Below are 26065 nucleotides of genomic sequence, written 5' to 3' on the forward strand. Positions count from 1 at the left end.
GGTCTCGGGATGCCGGTCACTCGACAGGCTCTAGCCCTGCCGCGGGCCGTTGCGCCAGTGCGATACCCGGCCCCCCGGCCTGCGATGGCGGCATGAAAAAGGGCGGCCCGGTTGGGCCGCCCTTCGAAATCTCCGGCCTGGATCGTCTCAGTTCATCGAGACGGCGACGAAGCGAACCTCGCCCTGCCCGTTCGAGACGAGCAGAAGGACGGACTTCTTGCCTTCCTTCTTCAGCGCATCGAGCCGCTTGGTCACGTCCTGCGGAGCGTTGACCGGCTCCTGGCCGACCTCGACGATCAGCTCGCCGACGAGGATGCGCTTGTCGGCGGCGTTCGAATTGGCGTCGACCTTGGTGATGATCACGCCCTTGAGGCCGTCCTTGATCGAATAGCGCTTCTTCAGCTCGTCGGTCTGCGGCGAGAATTCGAGGCCGAGCGCGCTCGTCACCGCGGGCTTGGCAGGCTCTGCCGCCGGCTTGTTCGTCGAGGCCGACTGCACCTTCTCGCCATCCTCGAGGCGGCCGAGCTTGACCGTCTTGATCTCTTCCTTGCCCTTGCGGATCACCGCGATCGGCACGTCCTTGCCGACCGGCGTCGCCGCGACGATGCGCGGCAGGTCGCGCGAATCCTTGACGTCCTTGCCGTCGAACTTGACGATCACGTCGCCGGTCTCGAGCCCGGCGGGCTTGGCCGGACCCTTCTCGTCGATGCCGGCGACAAGCGCGCCGCGCGCCGTGCCGAGCCCGAGAGCCTCGGCGGTGGCGTCATCGACGCTCTGGATGCGCACGCCGAGCCAGCCGCGCCGCGTCTCGCCGAATTCCTTGAGCTGGTCGACGACGTTGGTCGCCAGCGTCGAGGGCACGGCGAAGCCGATGCCGACCGAGCCGCCGGTCGGCGACAGGATCGCCGTGTTGATGCCGATGACCTCGCCGGCCATGTTGAACAGCGGGCCGCCCGAATTGCCCTTGTTGATGGCCGCGTCGGTCTGGATATAGGTGTCGTACGGCCCCTGGCTGATGTCGCGGTTGCGGGCCGAGACGATGCCCGACGAGACCGAGCCGCCGAGCCCGAACGGGTTGCCGATCGCCATCACCGGGTCGCCGATCCGCATCTTGTCGGAATCGCCGAACTTGACCGCGGGCAGCGGCTTATCGTGCTTTACACGCAGCACGGCGAGATCGACCTTGGTGTCCTTGCCGATCACCTCGGCCTTGAGCCGCAGGCCATCGTTGAAGATCACGGTGATCTCGTTGGCATCGCCGACGACGTGGTTGTTGGTGACGACGATGCCCGAGGGATCGACCACGAAGCCCGAGCCGGCCGACTGCGAGCGGCGCTGCTGCGGCGCCTGGCGCTCGCCCTGCTGGTTGCGGCGGTTGAAGAATTCCTCGAACAGGTCGCCGAAGGGCGTGTCGGGGCCGAGCTGCGGCAGCTGCGGCAGGTTGCGGCCCTTCTGATCGTTGGTGGTGACGGCCGCGATGTTGACCACTGCCGGCATGACCTTGTCGACGAGGTCCGCGAGCGAAGTCTGCCCTTGCAGCAGCGGCGTGTTCGCCTGCGCGTGCCCCGGCGCCAGCACCGGCGAGGCCAGCAGCGCGAGACCGGCGACGCCGGCAGCGAAGGCGATGCGGACGGACCGGACTGCGGGAACGGTTTTCGATGCCATATGGATCCTCATGTCGGAAAGATGCGGGCTGATCGATGCAAGCCAGTCGCGCCCGATGATTGAACTCCGAAATGCGGCGGAAGGGCGACGCACGATCATGTCATCGAACACGATCGCGTGCCAGTTCCGCAAAATCTACCGGTTCAAGCCTACGAACTGCCCCGCGCGGCCCATACCAGGACCACGCCCAGAACCGCCGAGCCGATGCCGATCAGCCGCATCCGGTCCACCGGGGTTTCCGCCGCGCTGCGGAGGGCATCCTTCGCCAGATGCGGGATCGCGGCGAAGAGGATGCCCTCGATGGCGAAGACCAGGCCGAGCGCCGCGACGAAATCAAGCATTCGCGTCGCTCGCCATGATCAGGGACGTGCCGGCGCGGGCACGGCAGGCGCCGCCGGGGTTCCGGCCTGGCCATCCTGACGCTGCGCGTTCGGTCCGTTGAAGAAGCGGAAGAACGGCGAATCCGGCGTCAGCACCATCCGGGTATCTCCTGGCTTGATGCTGGCTTCATAGGCCTGCATCGAGCGGTAGAAGGAGAAGAACTCCGGGTCCTTGCCGAAGGCTTCGGCGAAGACCTTGTTGCGTTCCGCCTCGCCCTCGCCTCGGATCTCGTCGGAGCGCTGCTGCGCTTCGGCGACGATCACGGTCGCGTCCCTGTCGGCCCGCGCCCTGATCTCCTGAGCCTGCTGGCCGCCGAGCGCGCGGGCTTCCGCCGCCTCGCGCTGGCGTTCCGTCTGCATGCGCTGGAACACCGCCGCCGAGTTCGCCGCCGGCAGATCGACGCGCCGCAGCCGGACATCGACCACCGTCATGCCGAAGCGCGCCGCCTCGCGGTTCACGTCGTCGCGGATGCGGTTCATCAGCCGCGAGCGCTCGGTGCGCACCATCGCCGTGAAGCTCGCTTCCGCCAGTACCGAGCGGACATTGCCGTTCACGATCGAGGCGAGCTGCGAATTGGCCCGCGGGATGTTGTTGACCGCCTGATAGAAGCGCAGCGGATCGGAGATCCGGTAGCGCGTGAAGGCATCGACCACGAGACGCTTCTGGTCCGAGGCGATGATTTCCTGCGACGACAGATCGAGGTCGAGAATGCGGTTGTCGAGCAGCGTCACCGTCTCGACCGGTGCGAACCACTTGAAGTAGAGGCCCGGAGCCGTCTTGACCGCGCGCACCGCGCCGAGCCTGAGCACGATCGCCGACTGCGTCTGCGAGACCACGAAGGTGCAGGCGTAAAGCACGACCGCGACGGCGGCGACGACGACCAGCGCGGCCGCGCGAAGGAAGGAGCCGTTCATCGGGTGGCTCCCTGCTGACGGGCGCCCGGGACCTGACGGCCCGCATTGAGCTGGTCGAGCGGCAGATAGGGCACGACGCCCTGCCCACCGACCGGGTTGTCGAGGATGATCTTGTCGGTGCCGCCCATCACGCGTTCCATCGTCTCCAGGAACAGACGCTCGCGCGTCACGCCCGGAGCGTTCTTGTACTGCTCGTAGACCGCGTTGAAGCGGCTCGCCTGACCACGGGCTTCGGCAACGGTCTGCTCCTTGAAGGCTTCCGCCGCCTGCACGAGCTGGGCCGCCCGGCCGCGCGATTCCGGCACGACGCGGTTGGCATAGGTCTGCGCCTCGTTGCGCAGGCGCTCCTGGTCGGCACGGGCCGCCTGGACGTCGCGGAACGCGTCGATGACCTGCTGCGGCGGGTCGACCTTCTGGAGCTGGACGAGGCGGATCTGCACGCCGGCATTATAGCCGTTGAGCGTCTCCTGCATCAGCTGGCGCACCTCGTTCTCGATCGCGCCGCGATCGGTCGTCAGCACGGGCTGGATGTTGCGGCGGCCGATCACCTCGCGCATGGCGCTCTCGGCCACGGCCTTCACGGTTCCCGGCGGGTCCTGGATGTTGAAGACGTAGTTCTCGGGCGCGGCCGGGTCGATCTGCCACTGCACGATGAAATCGATGTCGACGATGTTCTCGTCGCCGGTGAGCATCAGGCTCTCTTCGGTCACGTCGGTCTGGCGCGCGCTGCGCACCGATTCCACGGTCCGGAAGCCGACCTCGGTGGTGATGACGTTCGTCACCTGGGGCTTGATCACGTTGCCGATCGGATAGGGCCAGTTCCAGTTCATGCCTTCGCCGGTCTTGCCGGCGAAGCGGCCGAACACGACGTTGAGGCCGACCTCGTTGGGGCGGACGAAATAGACGCCCGAACCGAGCCAGATCAGGATCAGCGCGAGAAGGCCGAGAATGAGCCCGCGCCCGCCGATATTGCCGCCCGGAACAAGGTTCTTCAGCCGGTCCTGGCTGCGCCGCAGGATCTCTTCGAGATCGGGCGGGTTGCCGTTGCCTCCGCCTGAGCCGCCGCCCCAGGGGCCTCCGCCGCCGCTACCTCCGCGCTGGCCCCAGGGTCCACCCCCGCCGCTGCCACCGCCGCTCTGATTGCTCCAAGGCATTCTCGAGCCGTTCCCTTCCGTTCCGTAGAGGCCGAGCCATAGGCGAATAGCGGCCGCTTGTCAGCGCCTTCGGCTGAAGGCGCTGGGCTGAGTTGGTCATGGGCCACGGATTCGTCAACGGCGCAAGCCATTCATCGTGAACGGAAAGCGGCGATCAGCCGCGCCTGTGATGGGTGACGAAGGTATAAGGATGCTCGTTATCGGGATCGGCAGGATGGGGCTCCTTTGCACCGGCGAGGAAGGCGTCGCGCTCCCAATCGGGAAAAAGCGCGTCTCCCGGGGGCTTGGTGTGAACCAGCGTGAGCTCGAGCCGATCAGCCAAAGGCAGCGCCTGCCGGTAGATCTCGGCGCCGCCCGCAACAATGACGGACTCGGCTCCGCTCGCGGCGGCGACCTCTTGCCCGAGCGCCAGCGCCTCGTCGAGCGAATGCGCGATCCTGACCCCTTCGGCCGAGAAGCCGGCATCGCGGGTCAGCACGATCGTCTCGCGCCCCGGCAGCGGCTTGCCGATCGAGAGGAAGGTCTTGCGCCCCATCAGCACGGGGCGGCCGAGCGTCAGGCTGCGAAAGCGCCTGAGGTCAGTCTTGAGCCGCCAGATCAACCGGTTGTCGTCGCCGATCACGCCGTTGTCGGCGATGGCTGCGATCAACACGATCGGACGTTTCTGCATGGCTTCAGTCCTCCGCGCCCAGCTGCCTGAGCGCCTCGCCTTCCAGCCGCTTGACGGTCCACTCGTCCTGCGCCCTGGCCCCGATCGCGCGATAGAAAACGCGCGAAGGCTCGTTCCAGTTCAGCACCCACCAGGCCAGGCGCGGCAGTTTCTCCGCGACGCAGCGGCGCGCCAGCCCCGCGATCAGCCCCTTGCCGATGCCGCGTCCACGCTGGCCAGGCCTGACGTAAAGGTCCTCCAGCCAGATGCCGTGGCGGCCCGAGAAGGTCGAATAGGTGTAGAACCAGACGGCGAAGCCGACCGGCTCGCCCTCCCATTCGGCGATGTCGCAGAAGGTTCGGGGATTCGGGCCGAACAGCGCCGCGTCGATCTCCGCTTCGGTCGCGACGACCTCGTGCAGCAGCTTCTCGTATTCGGCCAGTTCCTTGATGAAGCCGAGCACGAGCGCGGCCTCGCCGGGCCGGGCGGAACGGATGGTCAGCGTCATACGGCGATCGGAGCCTTGATGGAGGGGTGCGGGTCGTAATCCGTGATCGTCACGTCCCCGAAGCTGAAATCCTCGAGCCGCGTCACGGCGGGGTTGAGCGAGAGCTTCGGCAGCGCTCGCGGTTCACGCGAAAGCTGCAGCCGCGCCTGATCCAGATGGTTCACATAGAGGTGCGTATCGCCGAAGGTATGCACGAAATCACCGACGCCGAGGCCCGTGACCTGCGCCACCATATGGGTCAGCAGCGCGTAGCTCGCGATATTGAAGGGCACACCGAGGAAGACGTCCGCCGAGCGCTGGTAGAGCTGGCAGGAGAGCTTTCCGTCCGCCACGAAGAACTGGAACAGGCAGTGGCAGGGCGCCAGGGCCATCTTCGGGATATCCGCCGGGTTCCAGGCCGAGACGATCAGGCGGCGCGAATCCGGGTTGCGCCTGATCTCATTCACCAACCAGGCGATCTGGTCGATGGTCTGCCCGTCCGGCGCCGGCCAGGAACGCCATTGCCGGCCATAGACCGGGCCGAGATCACCGTTGGCATCGGCCCACTCATCCCAGATCGTGACGCCGTTCTCCTGCAGGTAGCGCACATTGGTGTCGCCGCGCAGGAACCAGATCAGTTCGTGGATGATCGACTTGAGATGCAGCTTCTTGGTCGTGACCAGCGGAAACCCCTGCGACAGGTCGAAGCGCATCTGATGGCCGAAGACGGCGATGGTGCCGGTTCCGGTGCGGTCGTCCTTGCGGGTGCCCTCGGTCAGGACGCGTTGGAGCAGGTCGTGATACTGGCGCATGGTGAATCTCTGGGAAGCGGGCGAGCATAGCGGCTCGGCGGCGCCTTGGCCCCCTCGCCGTCGCATGCATCCCCAGCCTTTGCACGCGCTCCCGCCAATCCATGGCCGGAACAATGGCGAAAGCCTCCCGTTCCCTCTCCAACAACCGGAAACAGGGAGGCAGTCCATGCTTTCGCGCAGACCGATCCTGGCGCTCGCCTGCATAGGCGCGTTCTGGCTTCACGGCCAACTGGCCCAGGCGCAGGCGCCCGCGCCCATCACCCCCGCGAAACCGGCCGTCTCGATGGATCAGGCCCGTCGCATCGCCGCCGATCATGGCGTCGTCCGGATCGAGGAGATCAAGCTCGACGACGACAAGTGGAAGGTCGAGGGCCGCGACAGCACCGGCGCCGAGATCGAGATCGATCTGCGGGCCAGCGACGGCGTCGTCATCAAGATGGAGCGCGAACGACCCGCCTCGGCCAAGGCCGGCCGAAGCTGACGCATTTTCGAGCGAAGCGGACACCGGTTCGTGTGACGACAATGCGATGAAATAAGGAGTTGAGGCCTACCCGCGCCTCCTTGAAGGGAGGGCATGCCCCAAGCCTCACGCCATCGCGACCGGCCGTGAGCAACTGCATCCGCAAACCCGCCTCAATCCGGGCCGCTCATCCCGCCTCGATTCGTGGGGGATTGAGACGATGCAGGCAAAAGCCGCGATGGTCCGTTTGCTGTTTGCGCTTACGCTCAACGGCCTTGTCATTGCGGCCGGACAGGGCGCGGAGCCCAACCCGGGCGCGACGATCTCGGAAAGCCAAGCACGCGATATCGCCTGGAGGGCCGGCCTCGTCCATGTCGAGGAGATCACGCGATCCGACGACCGCTGGGAGATCGCCGGCCGCAGCCTCGACGATGGCGAGATGGTGCTCGATATCGACATCAGAAATGGTCGCATTCTCGATTGAGGCCGTAATGCCGCACAACCCACGGAAATCGGCGCAGCGCTCTTTCCCCGCGCCGATACTGTCCCTATATTCGTCGGTGCCGCTCGCAAGAACGGCTATGGCGATAAACGGATTTCGGAATAAGCCTTTCGGACCCGGGGGCGGTACCCGGCGCCTCCACCCCAGCCCTGCGGCGCGAGCAGCAGGAACTTGCAGCCCGACGGTTGCAGGGCTGCGGCGGGGGCGAAATAGGATCGACGAGGGTGTAAAGGTCTTCCTTTTGCTCGGCATGGTTCCGCCGTTATCGGGCCAAAAGCATAGTTGCCAACGACAACAATGCTCGGGTTGCTGTCGCCGCGTAAGCGGTGCTGGTTCCCAAACCAAAGTCCTTGCGTTTAGCCGCGTAAGGCGGGGCTCGGAGGCGCCTGGCAACAGAAGCCTCCACTTTCATTTTGGCCTGCCGGCTGTTCCCGCCGGAGCAATAAGCGGAAACATCGACCTGATGTCCAAGGATGTGCTGCGTTACGATCTGATGGTTCAGGAGGCGCTGAAAGGCGTCGTCCGCAAGATCCTGACGGAGGCGGCGCGCGACGGGCTGCCGGGCGAACATCATTTCTACGTCACCTTCCGCACCGGTGCGCCGGGCGTGCGCGTGTCCCAGCGTCTGCGTGAGAAGCACCCGGACGAGATGACCATCGTGCTCCAGCATCAGTTCTGGGATCTCAACGTCGGCGACCATTCCTTCGAGGTCGGGCTGTCCTTCTCCGGCGTGCCCGAGCGGCTGCTCGTTCCCTTCGATGCGGTGACGACCTTCTTCGACCCTTCCGTGCAATTCGGCCTGAAGTTCGAGACCCAGGATCAGGCCGAGGACGCAGCCGACGCGCCGCAGCCTGAGCCGGCGGCCGCCCCCAGCGCCGTCCCGGCCAAGGTCGTGCCGGCGGGTGTGCCCGCGCTGAAGACCCGTACGCCGGTGGCCGAAACGGCCGACAAGGATGGCGACACGGCGACGCAGGACACCGATGACGACGGCAAGAGCGGAGCCGAAGTCGTCAGCCTCGATTCCTTCCGCAAGAAGACCTGACGGACCTCCCATGACCGAGACGCGCACCGAAACCGATTCCTTCGGCCCCATCGCCGTGCCTGCGGATCGATATTGGGGCGCGCAGACGCAGCGCTCGCTGGAAAACTTCAGGATCGGCGGCGAGCGCGAGCGCATGCCTCTGCCCCTGGTCCACGCCCTTGTGCTGGTCAAGAAGGCAGCCGCCCACGTCAACGCCCGCCTCGGCCTGCTCGACCAGCGCGTCGCCGGCGCCATCGGCCAGGCCTCTGACGAGGCTCTCGCCGGCAAGTTCGACGGCCATTTCCCGCTCGTGATCTGGCAGACCGGCTCCGGCACCCAGTCGAACATGAACGCCAACGAGGTGCTGGCGAACCGCGCCAATGAACTGCTCGGTGCCGGCCTCGGCGCCAAGAGCCCGGTCCACCCCAACGACCACGTCAATCGCGGCCAGTCCTCGAACGATGCCTTCCCCACCGCGATGCATATCGGCGCGGTGCTCGAGATCACCCGCAAGCTGCTGCCGGCCCTGCGCAGCCTCGAAAAGGCGCTGAACGCCAAGGCCGAGGCCTTCAAGCACCTCGTCAAGATCGGCCGCACCCACCTGCAGGACGCGACGCCCGTCACGCTCGGCCAGGAATTCTCCGGCTATGCAATGCAGCTTCATCTTGGCATCGGCCGGATCGAGGCGGCACTCGGCGGGCTCTATGCGCTGGCGCAGGGAGGCACGGCCGTCGGCACCGGCCTCAACACCCATCCGGATTTCGCTGTCCTCTTCGCCAAGGAAGTAGCGATGCTGACCGGCCTGCCCTTCCGCACGGCCGAGAACAAGTTCGAGGCCCTGGCCAGCCACGGTGCGCTGGCCGCGGCCCATGGCGCCCTGGCGGCGCTCGCCTCCGACCTCTTCAAGATCGCCAACGACGTCCGCCTGATGGGCTCCGGCCCGCGCTCGGGCCTCGGCGAGATCAGCTTGCCCGAAAACGAGCCGGGCTCCTCGATCATGCCGGGCAAGGTCAACCCGACCCAGGCCGAGGCGCTGACGATGGTCGCGACCCAGGTCCACGGCAACCAGGCGACGATCGGCTTCGCCGCGTCCCAGGGCCATTTCGAGCTCAACGTCTTCAAGCCGGTGATCGGCGCGGCCTTCCTGCAGTCGGTCCGACTGCTTGCCGACGCGGCCGACAGCTTCCGCACCAACTGCGTCGAGGGCATCGAGGCCAACGAGACGCAGCTCAAGGAGCTGCTCTCGCGCTCGCTCATGCTGGTGACGGCGCTCGCTCCGGCGATCGGCTACGACAAGGCTGCGAACATCGCCAAGTCTGCGCATCACAACGGCACGACGCTCCGCGACGAGGCGCTCAAGGCCGGCGTCGACCCCGATCTGTTCGACAAGACGGTCAAGCCCGAGCTGATGCTCGGCCCGGCCTGACGGGAGCCTCGCCCGTGGCCGAGATCATCAACCTCCGCCGCGCCCGCAAGCAGAAGGCGCGCGCGGAGGCTGATAAGACGGCCGAGCAGAACCGCATCAGCTTCGGCCTGAGCAAGGCCGAACGCAGCCTTGCCGAAGCCGAGCGCGCCAAGAGCGCCCGCCATGTCGACGGGCACAGGCTCGGCGGCGAGGACAAGGACCCGGAACCGGCATGAAGCCCGAGCGCAAGCGCTCGCTCAGCATCGCCGGCCATCGCACCAGCATCTCGCTGGAGGATGCCTTCTGGGATGCGCTGAAGGAGATCGCCGCGGCGGAAGGCCGCCCGGTCGCCGCCCTGGTCGCCGACATCGACTCCGGCCGGGGGGAGCTCAATCTCTCCTCCGCCCTGCGCCTGCACGCCCTCGCGCATTACCGCCGCTTGGCAGGCCGCCCTTAGACCCTGCTGATATTTACGAAACCGCGCCGTCATCCCGGGCTTGTCCTGGGATCCATCGTAGAACGCAGCGTCTTACGATGGATCCCGGATCTGCGCTCGCTGCGTCCGGGATGACCCGCTTTTCCGTGAAAACGCAGCAGACTTTAAGCCGTGTGGCAATTGCTGGATCGCTCCTGATCGGAGCCCCTCTGTAAGAGGGTTTTGGCGTGAAGCCGACACGTCCGACAGCGGCATACCCGGCAGCCAAAAAGCACACCGCTTCAAATACTTGCGCTGAAACCCTGAATCAGCCTGCCAAGCGGTTGAATCGGAATCTCAATTCAGCGGCACGTTGCGGGGCTGCGGCACCGGCGCGATCTGGAAAGGCGGCGGCAGTTGCGGGGCCGTCCCCCCGGTCGGAGGCTGGACCGCACCTTCCGGGGAGCTGCTGCGCGGCGCGCCCGGCAGGACCAAAGGGCCGGGCTGCGGCTGGGGCGGCGCCGATTGCGCGGCCGCACGCTCGGCGGCGGCACGGGCACGCTCCTCGGCATCCGCCCGGCGACGCGCCTCCACTTCGGCCCGTGCCTGCTCGACACGGCGCACGTCTTCGGCCCGTTTCTCCTCGGCCTGGCGACGCTGCTCCTCGACTCGACGCGCCTCTTCCTGCCGCTTCTCTTCGGCCAGGCGGCGCTCTTCCTCGGCCTTCACGAACTCGTTGAGCTTGCGCTCGTTCTCGCGCATCTCACGCTCGGCCCGCAGCCGGCGAGCATGGATCGCCCGTTCGCGGGCATCGGCCTCGAAGGCTTCGACACGCTCGATCTCGCGCGCCAGCGCCCGGGCCGCCACGGTGTTTGACAGGGCGCTGACATCGTTCTCGCGCCGCAGGTTCGAGAGGGGCCCGCGCCAGGCGACCCCGATCTGCGGCGCATCGCCCGGCCAACCCTTCGGCAAGGCGCCGAGCGGCTTGAGGCCGAGCCTGAGGTCGGCGTTGAGCGCGCGCAAATCGACGGCGCCGCTCGCCTCGGCGCGCAACCCGTTGCGCTCGAAGCTGAACGGCTGCAGCCGGACCAGCCCGCCCGCCAGCGTGAAGGGAAGTGACACGTCGCCAAGCGCCCAGGCATCGCGGTCGAGCGCCGCGGCGATCCTGTCCTGCAGGCGCGACGCATCGCTCTCGGAGGCATCCTCGCCGGTGCTGGCGATGACGCGCGCATAGGCGCTCGGGTCGAAGCGGGCGAGGCGTGCGTCCGACAGCGCGAGGCTGCCGGCCCCGCTCAAGCCGGCGATCAGCCGCGCCGGGGTCTCGCCCGAGCCGCCGAACTCGATCTGACCCGAAGCCTTGCCGCCGACCGCGCCCTTGGTCAGATCGCCGAGATCGATCGCCATCACGCTCAGGCGCCCGTTGAGCTGCGCAAGCCCGCCATCGCGCCGCAGGCTGAGCCGACCCGCCATCTGCCCGCCGCCGAAGGCGCCCCGGATGTCGTCGACCCGCAGGCCATCCTGGTCCGAGCGCAGGGCAAAGCTCGCATTGCGGATCGTGCCGCCGTCGAAAGCGGCAAGCGAGCCGGCCTCGACGGCGATGTCGAGATCCGGCAGCCCGGCGACACGACCGAAGCGGGCCGTGGACCAGATCGACCCCGGCGACGGCGGTGTCGGACCCAACGACGCCGCGATCAACTGGCGCAGATCGGCTGAGGGGATCGCGATCCGGCCGGTATAGCGCCCCTCGCGCGGCAGGGTGAGCACGCCGCTGGCAGCCATGCCGCCGAGATTTGCCCGGATGGCGTCGAGCTTCACCGCCTCGCTGGTCACCTCAAGGCGAGCATGCGCATCGAGGATGCCGTCGGGCAGCAGCCTTGCGGGTCCCTCGGCCAGGATCTGGCCCGGCCCCTCGGCTTGGACCGAGAGCTGCGGCCCGCTTGCGCCGTCCTCCACGACGATGGAGAGCCCGGGCCCGGTGAGAGAGCCGACGGCCCGCCCTTGGCCCAGTTCGAGCGCCAACCTGCCGGCCCCACCCTGCATCGGTGTCGGCAGGCCGAGCGCCGTGAAGGCCTGCCGCCGGTCGGCAAGGTCGAAGCCCAGATTGGCGCGGCTCCAGTTGCCGGCGCGATCGAGCAGGCCGCTGATCGTCAGCTTCCCCGCTGCGGCTGCGCCTTCGGCGGAGAGCGCCGTCTCGCCGGACGCTGCCCGCGTCAGGCGGAAGCTGGCATCGAGCCGCGCCAAGCCTTCCCCTGCCCGTATCAGGGCCTGCGTGGCCGCTTCCGGCAGCAGCGGCCCGGCCAATGCGGTCAGGGTCTCGAACCGCGGCGCGCGGACTCGCCCGGTGATCTCCCCGCCCTCGGCCAGAAGCGAGCCGGCGCCGGTGACGCTGACCCCGCCGAAACCGTCCACTGAAAGCCGGCTGAGCCGCCAGATATCGCCCTCCCGGCGCAGATCGAGGCTGGCCGACCCCGGCGGGGCATTGCGGAAGCGCGCATTGGCAAGCGTCAGGTCCAGCGCGATGTCGCGCTGCCTGAACAGGCCACCGAGGCTCGCCCCCGGCGGCAGGGCGTCGAGCGCGAGCCCGCTCACCGTCGCCTTGGCGGCAAGCCGGGCCGGACCAGCCTCGCCGGAAGCGTCAAGCCGCAGGCCGGAGGAGCCGACGACCAGCAGGCGCTGGAATGTAGCGCGCTCGCCCGCCCATGAACCGAGCGCGTCGGCATCGATCCGCCCGAACCCCGCGACGAAATCTGCCAGAGCCGGATCGAGGCCAGCACGCGCCAGCACCAGCGCGACCCGGCGCGCATCCTCGGCCTTGAGATTGATGCGGCCGGAAGCCCCGTCCGCACTGATACTCCCGCTCGCGCCGGCCAGCGCGCCGGCGACGCGCACAGAGGCCGAAGCATCGCTCAGCCCGCCATCATGCAGGCGGCCGCGCAAGGCAAAGCCCGAGAAATCCTCGCCGCGCCAGATGACCTGGTCAAGGTCGAGCCCGACATCGACCGTGCCCGGCAGGCCCTGCAGAGCCCGTTCGAAGCCCTGGCGCTCGGCCAGCGCCGCCATCAGCGCATCGGCATCGAGCCTGCGCGCGCGCAGCGCCAGCGAACCGGCGCCCGTTCCGGGCAGATACTGGCCCTCGCCCTCCAGCCGCGCCGCGCCACCGGCGAGATCGAGCGTGAGCCCGGCGAGATCGAGCTGGCGGCTGCCGCCCTTGACCCTCCCGGAGAGCGCGACGGCCCCGCCCGGCGAGAGACCGAAGGCGCCATCGAGCTCGACGCCGACACGACCCTGCCCCGATGGCAGAACCAGCGAACCGTCGAAATTGAGCTGCAGATCCTCGCCGGTCAGGAAGGCCTTGGTGCGCAGCCGGCCGCCTTCTTCCAGCTCGCCCGTGGTCACGCGCAGCGAGGCGCCGGCCACCTCGCCCTCGAAGCGCCAGGGACCGGCGAGGCTGACCGCGGACACCTCGGCGGCGATGGGCGAAAGCGAGACCGCCGGCTTGCCGGGCTCCCGCCAGATCAGGGCCGAGCGGCCGATCCGCAGGCGGTCGAGCCGCGCCTCGGCGGGGAGACCCTTGCCCGTTCGCGCGGGCATCTGGATCGCGCCGGCATCGTCGAGGACGAGCGAGATCGCGGCGCCGTCGATCTCGGCCTCGGAGAAGCGGAACTCCCCGCGCGCCATCGCGGCCAGCGCCAGCTCGACGGTCACCTGCTCGGCCGTCGCCGAACTCTTGGCGCCGTTGCCGCTGCCGATCCGGACGTTCTCAAGCGAGATGCGCGGCGAAGGCAGCAGGCGCAGGCCGATGGCACCGCCGATCTGCGTCTCGACGCCAAGCGCCTCGCTCAGCCTGGCCTCGATCTGAGGCCGGTAGGCCCGCCAGTCGACGAAGCCGGGGCCGATCAGGGCCGCCAGCAGCGCCAACACCAGCAGGCCGGCCAGAACTGTCAGGCTTTCACGCAACGTTCGCTTTCTGTCCCTGTCGCCGAGATGGCGCAGCGCCGGTTGGAAACCGGCAGCCGCGCGCGATCATGCCTGCAAGTCGCGGCGGGATCACGACATTTTCGCGAAGGGCGCGGGCAGCGCAAGCCGCGCCGATGTCACAGGACGACGATTTTGCCGGGATTGAGGATGTTCTGTGGATCGAGCGCCCGCTTCAGCGTCCGCATCACCGCGAGCGCCTCCGGCCCATGTTCCTGTTCGAGATACTTCATCTTCTTCTGGCCGACGCCGTGCTCGCCGGTGCAGGTGCCGCCCATGGCGAGCGCGCGCTTGACCAGCCGGTCGATGAAGCCCTGCGCCCGCTCGACCTCGCCCGCGTCGTTGAGGTCGACCAGCGGCTGGGTGTGGAAATTGCCATCGCCGACATGGCCCGCGATCGGCGCGATCAGCCCGGAGGCCTCGATGTCGCGCTTGGTCTCCTCGACGCATTCGGCGAGCTGCGAGATCGGCACGCAGACATCGGTCGCGACCGACTCGAAGCCGGGCCTGAGCGCCTTGGCCGCCCAATAGGCGTCATGCCGCGCCTGCCAGAGCTTGGAACGGTCCTCCGCCTTGGTCGCCCAGTCGAAGGGGCCGCCGCCAAATTCGGCAGCGATCTCGCCGAAGCGCTCGGACTGCTCGGCAACGCCGGCTTCCGTGCCGTGGAACTCGACGAAGAGCATCGTCGTCTCCGCCAGGCCGAGCTTGGCATGCAGATTGACGCCGCGGATCATCACGTCGTCGAGCAATTCGATGCGCGCGACAGGCAGGCCGGTCTGGATGGTCAGGATCGTCGCGTCGCAGGCCGCCTTCACCGAAGGGAAGGGGCAGACGCCGGCGGCGATAGCCTCCGGGATGCCGTGCAGCTTCAGCGTCACCTCGGTGATGATGCCGAGCGTGCCTTCAGAGCCGACGAGCAGGCGCGTGAGATCGTAGCCGGCCGAGGTCTTGCGGGCCCGCGTCGAGGTCTTGACGACGGAGCCATCAGCCATCACCGCCGTCAGCGCCAGAACATTGTCTTTCATCGTCCCATAGCGGACGGCATTGGTGCCGGAGGCGCGCGTCGCCGCCATGCCGCCGATCGAGGCGTCGGCGCCGGGATCGATCGGGAACATCAGGCCCTGGTCGCGCAGATGCTCGTTGAGCTCCTTGCGAGTCACGCCAGCCTCGACCACCACGTCGAGGTCCTCGCCATGGACGGCGATGATCCGCTTCATCTGCGACATGTCGATGCAGACGCCGCCGAAGGGCGCGTTGACATGACCTTCCAGCGAAGTGCCTGTACCGAAAGCGATAACCGGCACGCCATGCGCGGCGCAGAGCTTCACGATCTCGGAGACCTCTTCCGTGCTCTGCGGGAAGACCACGGCATCCGGCGGCTGGTTCGGGATCCAGGTCAGGGTGTGGCCGTGCTGCTGGCGCACCGCGAGGCTGGTGACCAGCCGGTTGCCGAAGCGCGCGGCCAGCGCCTGCGTCACGGCTGCGACGGCATCGGGAGAAGGCGGCAGCACTGCGGCGGAGGCAGGGCTGTCATGAAGGGCGGCGGCAGGCAGGCTCATTGTCAAGATCCGGTTTTGGCGCTTAGACTTGGAACAGATCGGTTTCGCAATTGGTTACGGTCTGACATCATCCTGGCTGCCACAGCCGGGGCGAAGTGCTGACGCTGATTGCGATCGATGCATAGTAGATCATGCGACGACAAAATGGGCATCCGCAATAATGCGGCCGTCCCTTGATCGAGGCGCCTGACAGGGAGGCGATCATGAAACACGATACACGCGCCCCGGCGCTGTTCTTCGCACCCTTCGTCTCCTCGGCGATGCGGGTCGAGCCGCAGTGGATCGACTATAACGGCCATCTCAACATGGCGTACTACCATGTCCTGTTCGATCGCGCGGTCGACGAGGTCTTCTCGCTGGTCGGCCTGACGCGGGACTATGTCGAGACGCGGCACGCCTCCACCTTCACGGCGGAATGCCACATCCTCTACAAGCGCGAGCTGACGGAAGGCGATCTCGTCCGCGTCACCGCCCAGCTCATCGGCTTCGACGACAAGCGCCTGCACTATTATCTCGAGATGCGCCACGCCCATGAGGGCTGGCTCGCCGCGACGAGCGAGAACCTGTCTCTTCACGTCGATATGCTCCATCGCAGGGTCGTGCCCTTCCCGGCCGACATTCTCGCGAACATCGCCCTGATGAAGGCCGCCCACGGCATGATGCAGGTGCCGGCCACGATCGGGCGCATCATCGGCATGCCCAGGAAATCGGCGATCCGGGTCGGCGAGATGGCTGAAGAGCGCGAGACCGAGATCGAAACGCGCCACTGAGCGGCCCGCGCCTCAGACATCCTCGTCGGGAATCTTCAGCTTGTGCCCGCAGGCCTTGCAGTAGACCGCGTCGGGCTCATGCCGTTGCAGCGCGCATTCCGGGCAGGGAAACAGCACCTTGTTGGGACGAAACAGCGCCTGCGCCAGCCGCACGAACAGCGTGATCCCGACGATCATCACCACGATCGACGTCAGCTTGCCGGCGACACCGGGCAACGTCACGTCGCCGAAGCCGGTCGTGGTCACGGTGGCGACCGTGAAGTAGAGCGCCTGGACATAGCTCTCCAGCCCGCCCGCCTGCCGGAAGAAGAAGGTGTAGACGAAGCCGGTGACGACGAAGAGGAAGGTCGCGATGTTGCTCAGCGCCCGCACGACGTTCTCCCACTCGCGGAAGCGGGTGGCGCGAAACTGAGACCAGACGATGCCTTTGTGCGAGAGCGACCAGAGACGCAGGATGCGCAGGAAGCCGAAATTCTCCAGCCATTGCGGCGCCAGCAACGTCGACAGGATGAACAGGTCGAGCAGCATGGTCGGCTGGCGTAGCAGCCGCAGCATGTTGGTCGAGGCGAGCAGCCGGGCCCCGATCTCCGCCACCATGATCACCGCGACCGAATAATCGATCCAGAGGAATGCCGGCTGCTCCCGTAGCAGCGGCGTGGCGACGAAGAAGGCGATGATCAGCAGATCGACGATCGTCGTGACCGCCTGGAAGCGCAGGGCCGCGGGCGTGCGGCCGTGATAGAGCTGGCGCAGCCGGTCGCGAAGGCATTCGAAACGGCTCTCTTCGGGTGGGGCGTCGGCGGCATCCATTGCGGCGAGCATAGGCGCTCGCCGGATGAGCCGCTACCAGCGCCGCCGCCGGCCGGGCTGCATATCAGCGGCGCGTCACGACGGCGTGGACCGCATAGCCACGATAGGGCGCGGCGAGCCGGCAATCGGCGCCGGCCGCCTCCGCGAGCGCGCGCACGGTGCCCGGCAAATCCTCCCGCGGCGTGACGTGGAACAGGCCGAGCCAGCGCAGCAGCATCGCTTTGAAGGCGGCGGGCAAACCATCCTGATCGCCGAAATCGACGATATGCAGCGCCCCACCCTCGTCCAGACGGCGCAAAGCCTCGGCGATGACGCCCTGCCAGGGCGGGATCATCGACAGCGCATAGGAGATCACGATCCGGTCGAAGCCGGGAAGGCCGAACATGGCCTGCGGATCGAAATCAGTGGCATCGGCCTGCGCAAGACTGATCCGATCCTCCAGTCCCGCACGCGCTACCGAGGCGCGCGCCGTCGCCAGCATCTCGCCGGAGACGTCGAGCCCGTAGCAGGCGCAGTCCGGGTAGCGCCGCGCGATCCGGATCAGGTTACGCCCGGTGCCGCAGCCGATCTCCAGAACGGTCGCGCCGGATGGCGGCCGCAGGCCATCGATCAACTGGTCGCGGCCGAGCAGGTAGAACTTCCGACTGGCATCGTAGATATGGCGCTGATGCCGGTAGATCCGGTCCATCAGCCCGGCGGCGGTGCCGGCCGATGCCTCGGCCGCGCTCATCGGGCCTGCCCCTTCAGGACATAGAGGTGGAAGCCGCCATAGATCGCGGAACGGTCCTGCCGGCACAGTTCGCGGCTGCGCTCTTCCTCGTAGCGCCACTGGTCGAGGATCGCGGCCGGCACCCGCCCCGGCAGCAGGCGCTCGTCGGCCGCCGTGCGGAAGATCACCCGTGCACCCGGACGCGCGGTGCGCGTGATCTGCGACCACAGCGCCGTCAGGTCGGCATCGTTCATCCAGTCCTGGGCATCGAGCAGCACATAGGCGTGGCAGCTCTCGGCCGGCTGGTCCTCCAGCAACGCCGTGACCGGGGTCTGGCGATAGGACACGTTCGAGGCGCGCGCCTTGACCGTCGCGAAATGCGCCGGCTGCAGATAGGGCGGCAGCGCCGCATCGGCGCCTTCGCCATAGCGCCGGCCGAAGGCCTGCTGGGCGAAGTAGTTGCCCTTGAGGTCGAAATCGCAGGCGAGACGTTCGAGCCGCAGCTTCAGCGCCCCCAGGATGCCGTCCTCGCCATCGGCGGCGAGCGCCTTGTACTGCGCCGGCGGGATGCCGAGCCCGTAAAGCGAGGCCGGCTGCCGCACCAGCCAGCGCACCAGCCGGCGCTCGAAGACCGGCGCGAGGTGCTGCTCGTAGAGCGCCCTCTGCTCGGCGAGGTCGCGGGCGGCGAGCATCGCGCGGGGATTGCCGCCGAGCAGCCGCGCCAGCACATGGCCCGTGCCGATGAAGCGGCCGAGCAGCCCGTAGCGGTAGAAGCCGTTGGCGAAGAGGTTGATCCGGCGCCGGGCATTGAGCCCCCTGCCTTCCCAATATCCGCGCGAGACGGCGTCGAGATGCGGCGCGATCTCGCGGTCGTAGAGCGCGACATTGTCGCGCGCGTTCGCCCGGCCGAAGAAGCGCAGGAACGTTTCATGGCTTTCCAGCCGTGCCAGCGCCGCGAGCTTCAGCCGACCGAGCGCGATATGCGCCCCGTTGAGGTCGACGGCACTCACGCGGACTGGCGCCGCCGTTAGATAGGAGAGGATGTTGCAGGACCCCGAGGCGATCGCCACGACGTGGTCGTCGGCCTTGAGCTGCAGCGCCGCCATGTCGACGACCGGGTCCTCCCAGATCTGCGGATAGACCAGACCCGAGAAGGCCCGCGCGAACAGCCATTCCAGCATGCCGGCCTTCGAGAGCGTCTTGCTGCGCCGGACCGCCGAGCCGAGCCCCGAACTGGTCATGCGGCGCGCGGCACGCGCCGTCTGTGTCGCTTGTTGCGTCACGGTTTCCTCCCTCTGCGGGTGGCGGGGCTGCTAGAGGAGTCGCGTGACGGTCAGGTGACGGCGCCCGGCGCATTGCCACAGCATCGTGAAATAGCGGGGCAGGCCGAGGGGTGAAATCCGGCCGGCGAGTCGCCATATTGCGAGGCACGAGACGGATGGCGGCCCCACCGCCCGCTGAAAGGAGATCGCAATGGGTCTGATGAGCATGTTCGGCGAGCCGAAGAAGGCGGACGAGACCTTCCCGTTCCAGCTGACCGATGCAGAGTGGCGCGCGCGGCTGACGCCGGAGCAGTACCAGATCCTGCGCGGCCATGGCACGGAGCGGGCCGGCTCCTGCGCGCTCAACTTCGAGAAGCGCGCCGGCACCTTCTCCTGCGCCGGCTGCGGCCAGAAGCTGTTCAAATCCGGCAAGAAGTTCGAGAGCGGTACGGGCTGGCCGAGCTTCGACCAGCCGCTGGAAGGCGCGGTCGAGACCAGCGAAGACCGCAAGTTCGGCATGGTCCGCACCGAAGTGCATTGCGCCAACTGCGGCGGCCATCTCGGCCACGTCTTCCCGGACGGCCCGCCGCCCACCGGCCTGCGCTACTGCATCAACGGCGTGGCGATGAACTTCGAGGCAGCGGAAGGCTGAATTAGCGCGTCATGGTCGGGCTTGACCCGACCATCTCATGACGGGAAAGCGACGAAGAGATGCCCGGGTCAAGCCCGGGCATGACGCCCTATGAACGGGGCACCGCCCTTCGCGCCAGCGCAGCCGCATCGACCGAAACCGGCAGATCGCCGAACTGCCCCGACCAGCCATCCCCCAGCCGCGTCGCGATGAAGGCATCCGCGACCTCCGCCGGCGCATGCCGCAACAGCAGCGAGCCCTGCAGCAGCAGCGCCAGCCTCTCCGTCAGCCGCCGCGCCTGCCCCTCGTTGCGCATCAGCTCCGGCAGATCGCCCTCCAGCCGCTTCAGCGCCGCGTCATAGCGCCGATCCGCTCCGGCAGCCGCCAGCAACTCCGCCCGCAGCACATCCACCGCCCCCTCCTCACGTGCCAGCGAGCGCAGCACGTCGAGGCAGATGACATTGCCCGAGCCTTCCCAGATCGCGTTGAGCGGCGCCTCGCGGTAAAGCCGCGCCATCGGGTTTTCCTCGATGAACCCGTTGCCGCCATGGCATTCCAGCGCCTCGGTGACGACGGCGGGCGCCCGCCGCGTGATCCAGTATTTCGCGATCGGCGCCCCGACCCGCGCCAGCAAACGCTCGCTGGCGGACTCCGCCTGCCGGTCCAGCGCCGCGAAGAGCCGGAAGGCGAGCCAGGCGGCGGCCTCGGCCTCGATGGCGATGTCGGCCAGCACGTTCTGCATAATCGGCTGGTCGATCAGCGCCTTCTGGAAGGCGCGCCGGTGCTGCGCATGATGCGCCGCCAGCGACACCGCCATCCGCATCAGGCCGGAGGAAGCCGCCGCGATGTCGAGCCGCGAATTATGGTTCATCGAGAGCCCGGTGCGGATGCCACGTCCCGGCTCGCCGATCAGGTGCCCGATGGCTCCCCGGAACTCGACCTCGGACGACGCATTCGAGCGATTGCCGACCTTGTCCTTGAGCCGCTGGATCGCGACGCCGTTGCGCGCTCCGTCAGGCAGCCATCCCGGCACAGCGAAGCAGGAGATGCCCTCCTTCGTTCGCGCCAGCGTCAGGAAGACGTCGGAATGCGGCACCGAGAAGAACCATTTCCGGCCATGCAGCGAGAATGTGCCGTCGCGATTATCCTCGGCCACCGTCTGTGTCTGGCGCAGATCCGAACCGCCTTGCGTCTCCGTCATCGCCGTGCCGACGGTGGCGCCCGTCTTGAGATGCGCCGGCCCCTGCCTCGGATCGTAACGGTTGGACGTAACGAGCGAACCCCACTGCTCCCAGAGTGCAGCATCCTGCTTCAGCACGGGCACAGCGGCATAGGTCATGCTGATCGGGCAGCAGATGCCGCTCTCCGCGCCATACCAGAGATATTGCAGGGCGGCCCTTGCCACCTGCGCGCCGGGTTCGGGCTGGTTCCAGGCCAGCGCATGCGTCTCCTGCCCGAGGGCGAGGCCCATCAGTTCATGCCAGGCGGGATGGAAGGCGATCTCGTCGATGCGGTTGCCGAAGCGGTCGAAGGCCCGAAGCTCCGGCGTATGGCGGTTGGCGAGATAGGCGAGCTCCTGCACGCGGCCGGAGCCGACCGTGCGCCCAGCCTCATGCAGCCGGGCGCTGGCCCAATCGGCACCGAAGGCCGCGACGATACGGGGCAGCACCGGATCGGCGGCGAAGGCATCGTAATCCGCCAGCACAGGCACCTGATTGGTGACCTCCCAGCGCCCGTCGCTGCCATGCTCGGCCATTGCTGCCACCTCCCTGTGGAACGGGATATAAAATGATCGCTCCGGCAGGGCGCAATCCTGACATCGACGCCCTATATTTGCCGGAGAACGAATCACGCACGAGCAGCTTAGACCCTTGTCCGATACCGACGCCTTTTCCGCTCCCTTGCCCCGCCCCGGCGGACTGGCCGCGCGCGCCGCGGCGCAGCCGGCGGCCGGCTATCTCGCGGGTCTGAACCCGGAGCAGCGCCAAGCTGTCGAGGCGACGGAAGGCCCGGTGCTCGTGCTCGCCGGCGCCGGCACCGGCAAGACCCGCGTGCTCACCACTCGCATCGGCCACCTGATCTCGACCAGCCGCGCCTACCCCTCGCAGATCCTCGCCGTCACCTTCACCAACAAGGCGGCGCGGGAGATGAAGGAGCGTGTCGCCCATCTCGTCGGCCCTGTAGCCGAGGGCATGCCCTGGCTCGGCACCTTCCACTCGATCTCGGCCAAGCTCCTGCGCCGCCACGCCGAGCTGCTCGACCTGCGCAGCGACTTCACCATCCTCGACACCGACGACCAGATCCGCCTGATGAAGCAGGTGATCCAGGCCGAGGGCATCGACGAGAAGCGCTGGCCCGGCCGCATGCTGGCGGGCTTCATCGACAGCTGGAAGAACCGCGGCCTTAGCCCCAAGGACGTCGCGCCCGGCGAGGCCGCCGTCTTCGCCAACGGCAAGGGCGGCAAGCTCTACGCCGCCTATCAGGAGCGACTGAAGGCGCTGAACGCCGTCGATTTCGGCGATCTCCTGCTGCACTGCCTGACGCTGTTTCGCGACTATCCGGACGTACTCCAGACCTATCACGACCGCTTCCGCTACATCCTCGTCGACGAGTACCAGGACACCAACACGGCGCAGTATCTCTGGCTGCGCCTGTTGGCGCAGGGCCGCCGCAACATCTGCTGCGTCGGCGACGACGACCAGTCGATCTATGGCTGGCGCGGCGCCGAGGTCGACAACATCCTGCGCTTCGAGCACGATTTTCCGGGCGCGACCGTGATCCGGCTGGAGCGCAACTACCGCTCGACCGGCCATATTCTCGCCACCGCCTCCAAGCTCATCGCCCGCAACGAGGGCCGCCTCGGCAAGACGCTGCGCACCGAGGATGCGCTCGGCGAGAAGGTCACCATCACCGGTGCCTGGGACAGCCAGGAGGAAGCCCGCCTGGTCTCCGACGAGATCGAGGCGATGCAGTCCAAGGGCCAGGATCTCGGCCAGGCCGCGGTGCTCGTCCGCATCTCCGCTCAGATGCGCGAGATCGAGGAGCGCTTCGTCCAGGCCGGCGTGCCCTATCGCGTGATCGGCGGCCCGCGCTTCTACGAGCGCGCCGAAATCCGCGATGCGCTGGCCTATCTGCGCTGCGTGGTATCGTCGACCGACGATCTCGCCTTCGAGCGCATCGTCAATGTCCCCAAGCGCGGCCTCGGCGACGCCACCGTCCAGCTCCTGCACAACCACGCTCGCGCCACCGGCTTCTCGCTGCTGCAGTCGGCCCGCGCCGCGGTCGAGAGCGACGAGCTGAAGCCCAAGGCCCGCACGGCGCTGCGCGAACTGGTCGAGGCCTTCGGCCGCTGGTCGGCCCGCGCCGAGCACATGCCGCAGGGCGAGCTAGCCGAACTGGTGCTGGAGGAGTCCGGCTACACCGAGATGTGGAAGAAGGACCGCTCGGCCGATGCCGCCGGGCGCCTCGAAAACCTCAAGGAGCTCGTGCGCTCGCTCGACGAGTTCCCGGACCTGCCGGCCTTCCTCGAGCACGTCTCGCTGGTGATGGATGTCGCCGACGGCGAATCCGGCGCCCGCGTCTCGATCATGACGCTGCACGCCGCCAAGGGGCTGGAGTTCGACACCGTCTTCCTGCCCGGCTGGGAGGAAGGGCTCTTCCCCAACCAGCGCGCGCTCGACGAGAGCGGCCGCGCCGGTCTGGAAGAGGAGCGCCGCCTCGCCCATGTCGGCCTGACCCGCGCCCGCAAGAAGCTGAAGCTCTATTTCGCCTCGAACCGGCGCATCCACGGCCTTTGGCAGACCAGCCTGCCCTCCCGCTTCATCGACGAACTGCCGGAGGAGCATGTCGAGGTCGAGCAGGCTCCGAACAGCTATAGCCAAGGCGGCTACGGCGCTTCGCGCTTCGACCGGATGGAGAGCTTCGGCTCCAGCTACAACACGCCGGGCTGGCAGCGCGCGCAGGAGAACCGGGCCAAGAACGGCGGCGGCAGCGGCTTCTCCGAGAGCGGCCGCGGTTTCGGCTCGGGCGGCTTCGGTTCAGGCTCAGGCTCAGGCTCGCGCCAGCGCGGCCCACTACTGATCGAGGGCGAGCTCACCGCCAAATCATCAGGCGAATCCGCCTATGGCGAGGGCGCCCGCGTCTTCCACGTCAAGTTCGGCCCCGGCTCCGTCGCCAGCGTCGACGGCAACAAGCTCACCGTCGATTTCGACAAGGCCGGGCGGAAGATGGTGCTGGATAGCTTCGTGCAGAAGGCCGGGTGATGGCGGCGACGCGCCACCTTGCAGTGGCACCCGTCGCTAGGGGCCAAGCCCGCTGATCGCTGTAAATCCTCGCAGGAACAGCTTGTCGCGGGTGGTCGACGCAGCTTCGGCCGGTTCCTTCACGTAGAAGTACGGGCCGTAGCTATATGAGATCGGCCCCCGATCGGCATAGCCGAACCTCAGCGCATAGATGTTTGCCGTCGGCGCGTCGGGGGAAAACTGCAGCACGACCGGCAAATAGCTGAAGCCGTTCTTGTCGGTGATGATGTCGCCATTGGTGATCGTATAGTGAGCGCTCGATCCCCCGATCTCCATCCCGTTGACGTCGACGACCGAAACCCGGATCTGCTTGTCCGGAATGCCGGTGTCGAGCCGGTCGAAAAAGACCGCCCGCGTCCATACGGAGACCGGCTCCAGCTTCCTGACGACGGCGATCTCGTGGAACTTCATGTCGATGCAGCATTTGTTGTTCACGCAAGGCGGCGGCAGCCCGACGCCGGACTGCACGAAAGCCTCGAGCTTGTCGGGGATGCGGCCAGCGCCGAAAATCCTGCATTGCTGGGGCGCGTCCGCACCGATCGCGAGGCTGCACGATAGCAGCCAGGCGATCGACGCAACGGCAAGTCCGGAGCCGGGCTTCCCGTGCGAAGCGGTCATTTGCTCAATGCCTTGACCGCGTCCTTGACCGAGCTTCCCCGCGCGACCAACCGCTCAAGCTGCTCGAAGAAGTCGTCCGAAAGACCGATGAAATACTCAGACGTCGGCGCCGTCTTGAGGATGCTGGCGCTATCCTTGCTGGAAAGGCCGCTGGCCGCAACCTTCATGGCGGAATCGCTGAGCGAGATCTTGCTGTAGAATTTGACCAGATCCTTCTTCTGTTTGTCCGACAGATTCGGATTGCTCATGACCTCGATCAGTTTGGCCTGCTTGAGCTCGTTTTCGCGGCTGGTCCACTCTTTGATGAACTTTGCCTTCTTCGCGGTTATGCAAGGCTCGGATACTTCAAGCTCCTTGAAGTATTGCTCTGTATTCACATCGCATTTGACCGCCAGCGTGAGCGAGACCGGCATATCGCGTTCGACGGTCGGGTTGAACGTGAAGGTCTGCTTCCATTCGATCTTGACCTTCAGGCTGGCGGAGCTGTAGGCGAGGTTCAGCGAGACCAGCCACGGTCCTTGCGCAGCCCCGCCATTGGCCGCAGCCTGCGGATTGGGTTGAAAGCGGAAGAACTCGTTGTCGGGGTCGTTGATCGATGTCAGCGCGTCCTTCGCGATCTGGAACAGCTGGGCGCCTTTTTCCTTCGCCTCCAGGTCTCCTTCCTTCAGATCGCAATCGATGAGCTTGCTGCGGAACAGATCCTGCTGGATCGACTGATAGTCGGCCGTCATGCCGAACCATCCGTACCCGCCCGAGCCGTTATAGCGCTGCCGCACCTCCTTCCAGACCTTCTGGAGATCCGCCTTGCAGCTGACGCTCCACGGAGCGCCCCTGAACTGCGAGGTAGCAACCAGGTTCACACCGAAGCTCGAATCCGGCGTGATGTCGGGCTGGTCGCGAATGCGTTGCGCCACATAGGACGCGAAAGTGTGGCTGTCGGGCGAACCCACGACGAAATTGAAGGACGAACCGAAGCGAAACGCGGGCGGAAAGACTGAATCACCGTTACCTTTGATGCCGAGCGAGGTGGCGGCGTAAACCGGCTCGATGCTCTTGGTCTTGCCATCGAGATTGGCGAGCTTCGGCGTGTCGACCTCGAAATCGCGTTTGATGGCAGCGCGGATCGCAGTTTCCTGATCGGGCGTGATCGTGACCGTGGCCAGACCCGAGATGGTTGCCCCGACGATCGGCACATACAGGCCGTACTCGGGATCCTTCTGCCTGAATGGCGCTCCGATGCCCCAGTATTTCACCGAGGGATCGGACAATGTCAGGCCGAGCACGAGCGGAATTCGCTCAGGATAGATATGAAATTGCTTCGGATCCGCCTCGTCCTGAAAGGCGACCACTCCGTTCGCCCGCGTCGAGGATTCGATCTTCGGCAGAGCAATCGCGGGAGCCGTCGCAAAAGCGACGAGACCTGCAGTGGCTGCCAGCGCAAAAGCTCTCATCATGTTGCCCCCTTTTCCAGAGCGACGATGATTACGAGCCCAATGTCAAAAATACAACTATAAGTTGCATGAACCTTTGTGATGCAACCCGGCACCGACATTTACGTCAGGCAT

Annotated in this window: 24 protein-coding genes and 1 other RNA gene; 10 read left to right on the top strand and 15 right to left on the bottom strand. The window is 67.1% G+C overall.

The window, feature by feature from the left end; translation table 11 throughout:
• Nucleotides 1-147: 147 nt before the first annotated feature.
• From NWE53_RS09705 to NWE53_RS09735, 7 genes are all read right to left on the bottom strand, one after another.
• Nucleotides 148-1665: a DegQ family serine endoprotease gene (locus NWE53_RS09705; RefSeq protein ID WP_265054109.1), complete on the bottom strand. Its 1518-nt coding sequence runs from the start codon at nucleotides 1663-1665 to the stop codon at nucleotides 148-150.
• Nucleotides 1666-1814: 149 nt separating this feature from the next.
• A complete protein-coding gene (locus NWE53_RS09710; protein ID WP_265054110.1) occupies nucleotides 1815-2006 on the bottom strand; it encodes a DUF2065 domain-containing protein in 192 nt (63 codons plus the stop codon).
• An 18-nt stretch (nucleotides 2007-2024) separates the two neighbouring features.
• Entirely contained in the window at nucleotides 2025-2960 is a 936-nt protein-coding gene (gene hflC / locus NWE53_RS09715) for a protease modulator HflC (protein WP_265054111.1), read from the bottom strand.
• Nucleotides 2957-4114, bottom strand: coding sequence for an FtsH protease activity modulator HflK (hflK, locus tag NWE53_RS09720; protein WP_265054112.1), 1158 nt, complete (start codon nucleotides 4112-4114; stop codon nucleotides 2957-2959). The genes hflC and hflK overlap by 4 nt, the downstream gene beginning before the upstream one ends.
• A gap of 154 nt (nucleotides 4115-4268) precedes the next feature.
• A complete protein-coding gene (locus NWE53_RS09725; protein WP_265054113.1) occupies nucleotides 4269-4784 on the bottom strand; it encodes a dihydrofolate reductase in 516 nt (171 codons plus the stop codon).
• A 4-nt stretch (nucleotides 4785-4788) separates the two neighbouring features.
• Nucleotides 4789-5271, bottom strand: a complete 483-nt coding sequence (locus NWE53_RS09730) for a GNAT family N-acetyltransferase (RefSeq protein WP_265054114.1) — start codon at nucleotides 5269-5271, stop codon at nucleotides 4789-4791.
• Complete coding sequence (locus NWE53_RS09735; RefSeq protein WP_265054115.1) at nucleotides 5268-6062, bottom strand: thymidylate synthase; 795 nt, start codon at nucleotides 6060-6062, stop codon at nucleotides 5268-5270. The genes NWE53_RS09730 and NWE53_RS09735 overlap by 4 nt, the downstream gene beginning before the upstream one ends.
• A 166-nt stretch (nucleotides 6063-6228) precedes the next feature.
• On the opposite strand from NWE53_RS09735, the gene NWE53_RS09740 reads away from it, so the two are divergent.
• The 7 genes from NWE53_RS09740 (at nucleotide 6229) to NWE53_RS09770 (ending at nucleotide 9907) form a co-directional block, all read left to right on the top strand.
• Entirely contained in the window at nucleotides 6229-6543 is a 315-nt protein-coding gene (locus NWE53_RS09740; protein ID WP_265054116.1) for a PepSY domain-containing protein, read from the top strand.
• A 199-nt stretch (nucleotides 6544-6742) separates the two neighbouring features.
• Nucleotides 6743-7006, top strand: a complete 264-nt coding sequence (locus tag NWE53_RS09745) for a PepSY domain-containing protein (protein WP_265054117.1) — start codon at nucleotides 6743-6745, stop codon at nucleotides 7004-7006.
• Between the two features lie 38 nt (nucleotides 7007-7044).
• Nucleotides 7045-7431: a transfer-messenger RNA gene (ssrA, locus tag NWE53_RS09750) on the top strand.
• A gap of 56 nt (nucleotides 7432-7487) precedes the next feature.
• Entirely contained in the window at nucleotides 7488-8066 is a 579-nt protein-coding gene (locus tag NWE53_RS09755; protein WP_265054118.1) for an SspB family protein, read from the top strand.
• Between the two features lie 10 nt (nucleotides 8067-8076).
• Nucleotides 8077-9471 (top strand): class II fumarate hydratase, encoded by a 1395-nt coding sequence (gene fumC, locus NWE53_RS09760; protein WP_265054119.1) that lies wholly within the window; start codon nucleotides 8077-8079, stop codon nucleotides 9469-9471.
• A gap of 14 nt (nucleotides 9472-9485) precedes the next feature.
• Nucleotides 9486-9686, top strand: coding sequence for a DUF4169 family protein (locus tag NWE53_RS09765; protein WP_265054120.1), 201 nt, complete (start codon nucleotides 9486-9488; stop codon nucleotides 9684-9686).
• Nucleotides 9683-9907, top strand: coding sequence for a ribbon-helix-helix domain-containing protein (locus NWE53_RS09770; RefSeq protein ID WP_265054121.1), 225 nt, complete (start codon nucleotides 9683-9685; stop codon nucleotides 9905-9907). Before NWE53_RS09765 ends, NWE53_RS09770 begins: the two co-directional genes overlap by 4 nt.
• Before the next feature lie 315 nt (nucleotides 9908-10222).
• On the opposite strand, the gene NWE53_RS09775 is transcribed toward NWE53_RS09770, so the two are convergent.
• Both NWE53_RS09775 and NWE53_RS09780 read right to left on the bottom strand, forming a co-directional pair.
• Nucleotides 10223-13822 carry an AsmA family protein gene (locus NWE53_RS09775; RefSeq protein ID WP_265054122.1) on the bottom strand — a complete coding sequence of 1200 codons (3600 nt, stop codon included), beginning with the start codon at nucleotides 13820-13822 and terminating at the stop codon, nucleotides 10223-10225.
• A 137-nt stretch (nucleotides 13823-13959) separates the two neighbouring features.
• Entirely contained in the window at nucleotides 13960-15399 is a 1440-nt protein-coding gene (locus tag NWE53_RS09780) for an FAD-binding oxidoreductase (protein ID WP_265054123.1), read from the bottom strand.
• Between the two features lie 203 nt (nucleotides 15400-15602).
• Here NWE53_RS09780 and NWE53_RS09785 point away from each other — a divergent pair, with 203 nt between their 5' ends.
• Nucleotides 15603-16169 (top strand): thioesterase family protein, encoded by a 567-nt coding sequence (locus NWE53_RS09785; RefSeq protein WP_265054124.1) that lies wholly within the window; start codon nucleotides 15603-15605, stop codon nucleotides 16167-16169.
• Between the two features lie 12 nt (nucleotides 16170-16181).
• Here the strand turns inward: NWE53_RS09785 and NWE53_RS09790 are convergent, their stop codons facing one another.
• The 3 genes from NWE53_RS09790 to NWE53_RS09800 all read right to left on the bottom strand — a co-directional run bounded on the left by NWE53_RS09790 (nucleotide 16182) and on the right by NWE53_RS09800 (nucleotide 18971).
• Nucleotides 16182-16979 carry a potassium channel family protein gene (locus NWE53_RS09790; RefSeq protein ID WP_265054863.1) on the bottom strand — a complete coding sequence of 266 codons (798 nt, stop codon included), beginning with the start codon at nucleotides 16977-16979 and terminating at the stop codon, nucleotides 16182-16184.
• A 64-nt stretch (nucleotides 16980-17043) separates the two neighbouring features.
• Nucleotides 17044-17709, bottom strand: a complete 666-nt coding sequence (locus NWE53_RS09795; protein WP_265054125.1) for a class I SAM-dependent methyltransferase — start codon at nucleotides 17707-17709, stop codon at nucleotides 17044-17046.
• Nucleotides 17706-18971, bottom strand: coding sequence for a BtaA family protein (locus tag NWE53_RS09800; protein ID WP_320109564.1), 1266 nt, complete (start codon nucleotides 18969-18971; stop codon nucleotides 17706-17708). The genes NWE53_RS09795 and NWE53_RS09800 overlap by 4 nt, the downstream gene beginning before the upstream one ends.
• Before the next feature lie 199 nt (nucleotides 18972-19170).
• Between NWE53_RS09800 and msrB the strand changes: the two genes are divergently transcribed.
• Nucleotides 19171-19602: a peptide-methionine (R)-S-oxide reductase MsrB gene (gene msrB / locus NWE53_RS09805; RefSeq protein ID WP_265054865.1), complete on the top strand. Its 432-nt coding sequence runs from the start codon at nucleotides 19171-19173 to the stop codon at nucleotides 19600-19602.
• Nucleotides 19603-19690: 88 nt separating this feature from the next.
• On the opposite strand, the gene NWE53_RS09810 is transcribed toward msrB, so the two are convergent.
• Nucleotides 19691-21337 carry an acyl-CoA dehydrogenase family protein gene (locus tag NWE53_RS09810; RefSeq protein WP_265054126.1) on the bottom strand — a complete coding sequence of 549 codons (1647 nt, stop codon included), beginning with the start codon at nucleotides 21335-21337 and terminating at the stop codon, nucleotides 19691-19693.
• Nucleotides 21338-21452: 115 nt separating this feature from the next.
• Here NWE53_RS09810 and NWE53_RS09815 point away from each other — a divergent pair, with 115 nt between their 5' ends.
• Nucleotides 21453-23843, top strand: a complete 2391-nt coding sequence (locus NWE53_RS09815) for an ATP-dependent helicase (protein ID WP_472841030.1) — start codon at nucleotides 21453-21455, stop codon at nucleotides 23841-23843.
• Nucleotides 23844-23879: 36 nt separating this feature from the next.
• Here the strand turns inward: NWE53_RS09815 and NWE53_RS09820 are convergent, their stop codons facing one another.
• Both NWE53_RS09820 and NWE53_RS09825 read right to left on the bottom strand, forming a co-directional pair.
• On the bottom strand, nucleotides 23880-24500 hold the full coding sequence (locus tag NWE53_RS09820) for a hypothetical protein (RefSeq protein ID WP_265054127.1): 621 nt from the start codon (nucleotides 24498-24500) through the stop codon (nucleotides 23880-23882).
• Complete coding sequence (locus NWE53_RS09825; protein WP_265054128.1) at nucleotides 24497-25954, bottom strand: hypothetical protein; 1458 nt, start codon at nucleotides 25952-25954, stop codon at nucleotides 24497-24499. Before NWE53_RS09825 ends, NWE53_RS09820 begins: the two co-directional genes overlap by 4 nt.
• Between the last annotated feature and the right edge of the window lie 111 nt (nucleotides 25955-26065).

This window comes from Bosea sp. NBC_00550, from assembly GCF_026020075.1.
In the GTDB taxonomy this organism is placed as follows: Bacteria; Pseudomonadota; Alphaproteobacteria; order Rhizobiales; family Beijerinckiaceae; genus Allobosea.

Coding starts and splice junctions, on each gene's coding strand:
- NWE53_RS09705 (WP_265054109.1), bottom strand. CDS start 1,665: ATGGCATCGAAAACCGTTCCCGCAGTCCGGTCCGTCCGCATCGCCTTC.
- NWE53_RS09710 (WP_265054110.1), bottom strand. CDS start 2,006: ATGCTTGATTTCGTCGCGGCGCTCGGCCTGGTCTTCGCCATCGAGGGC.
- hflC (WP_265054111.1), bottom strand. CDS start 2,960: ATGAACGGCTCCTTCCTTCGCGCGGCCGCGCTGGTCGTCGTCGCCGCC.
- hflK (WP_265054112.1), bottom strand. CDS start 4,114: ATGCCTTGGAGCAATCAGAGCGGCGGTGGCAGCGGCGGGGGTGGACCC.
- NWE53_RS09725 (WP_265054113.1), bottom strand. CDS start 4,784: ATGCAGAAACGTCCGATCGTGTTGATCGCAGCCATCGCCGACAACGGC.
- NWE53_RS09730 (WP_265054114.1), bottom strand. CDS start 5,271: ATGACGCTGACCATCCGTTCCGCCCGGCCCGGCGAGGCCGCGCTCGTG.
- NWE53_RS09735 (WP_265054115.1), bottom strand. CDS start 6,062: ATGCGCCAGTATCACGACCTGCTCCAACGCGTCCTGACCGAGGGCACC.
- NWE53_RS09740 (WP_265054116.1), top strand. CDS start 6,229: ATGCTTTCGCGCAGACCGATCCTGGCGCTCGCCTGCATAGGCGCGTTC.
- NWE53_RS09745 (WP_265054117.1), top strand. CDS start 6,743: ATGCAGGCAAAAGCCGCGATGGTCCGTTTGCTGTTTGCGCTTACGCTC.
- NWE53_RS09755 (WP_265054118.1), top strand. CDS start 7,488: ATGTCCAAGGATGTGCTGCGTTACGATCTGATGGTTCAGGAGGCGCTG.
- fumC (WP_265054119.1), top strand. CDS start 8,077: ATGACCGAGACGCGCACCGAAACCGATTCCTTCGGCCCCATCGCCGTG.
- NWE53_RS09770 (WP_265054121.1), top strand. CDS start 9,683: ATGAAGCCCGAGCGCAAGCGCTCGCTCAGCATCGCCGGCCATCGCACC.
- NWE53_RS09780 (WP_265054123.1), bottom strand. CDS start 15,399: ATGAGCCTGCCTGCCGCCGCCCTTCATGACAGCCCTGCCTCCGCCGCA.
- NWE53_RS09785 (WP_265054124.1), top strand. CDS start 15,603: ATGAAACACGATACACGCGCCCCGGCGCTGTTCTTCGCACCCTTCGTC.
- NWE53_RS09790 (WP_265054863.1), bottom strand. CDS start 16,979: ATGGATGCCGCCGACGCCCCACCCGAAGAGAGCCGTTTCGAATGCCTT.
- NWE53_RS09795 (WP_265054125.1), bottom strand. CDS start 17,709: ATGAGCGCGGCCGAGGCATCGGCCGGCACCGCCGCCGGGCTGATGGAC.
- msrB (WP_265054865.1), top strand. CDS start 19,171: ATGAGCATGTTCGGCGAGCCGAAGAAGGCGGACGAGACCTTCCCGTTC.
- NWE53_RS09810 (WP_265054126.1), bottom strand. CDS start 21,337: ATGGCCGAGCATGGCAGCGACGGGCGCTGGGAGGTCACCAATCAGGTG.
- NWE53_RS09820 (WP_265054127.1), bottom strand. CDS start 24,500: ATGACCGCTTCGCACGGGAAGCCCGGCTCCGGACTTGCCGTTGCGTCG.
- NWE53_RS09825 (WP_265054128.1), bottom strand. CDS start 25,954: ATGATGAGAGCTTTTGCGCTGGCAGCCACTGCAGGTCTCGTCGCTTTT.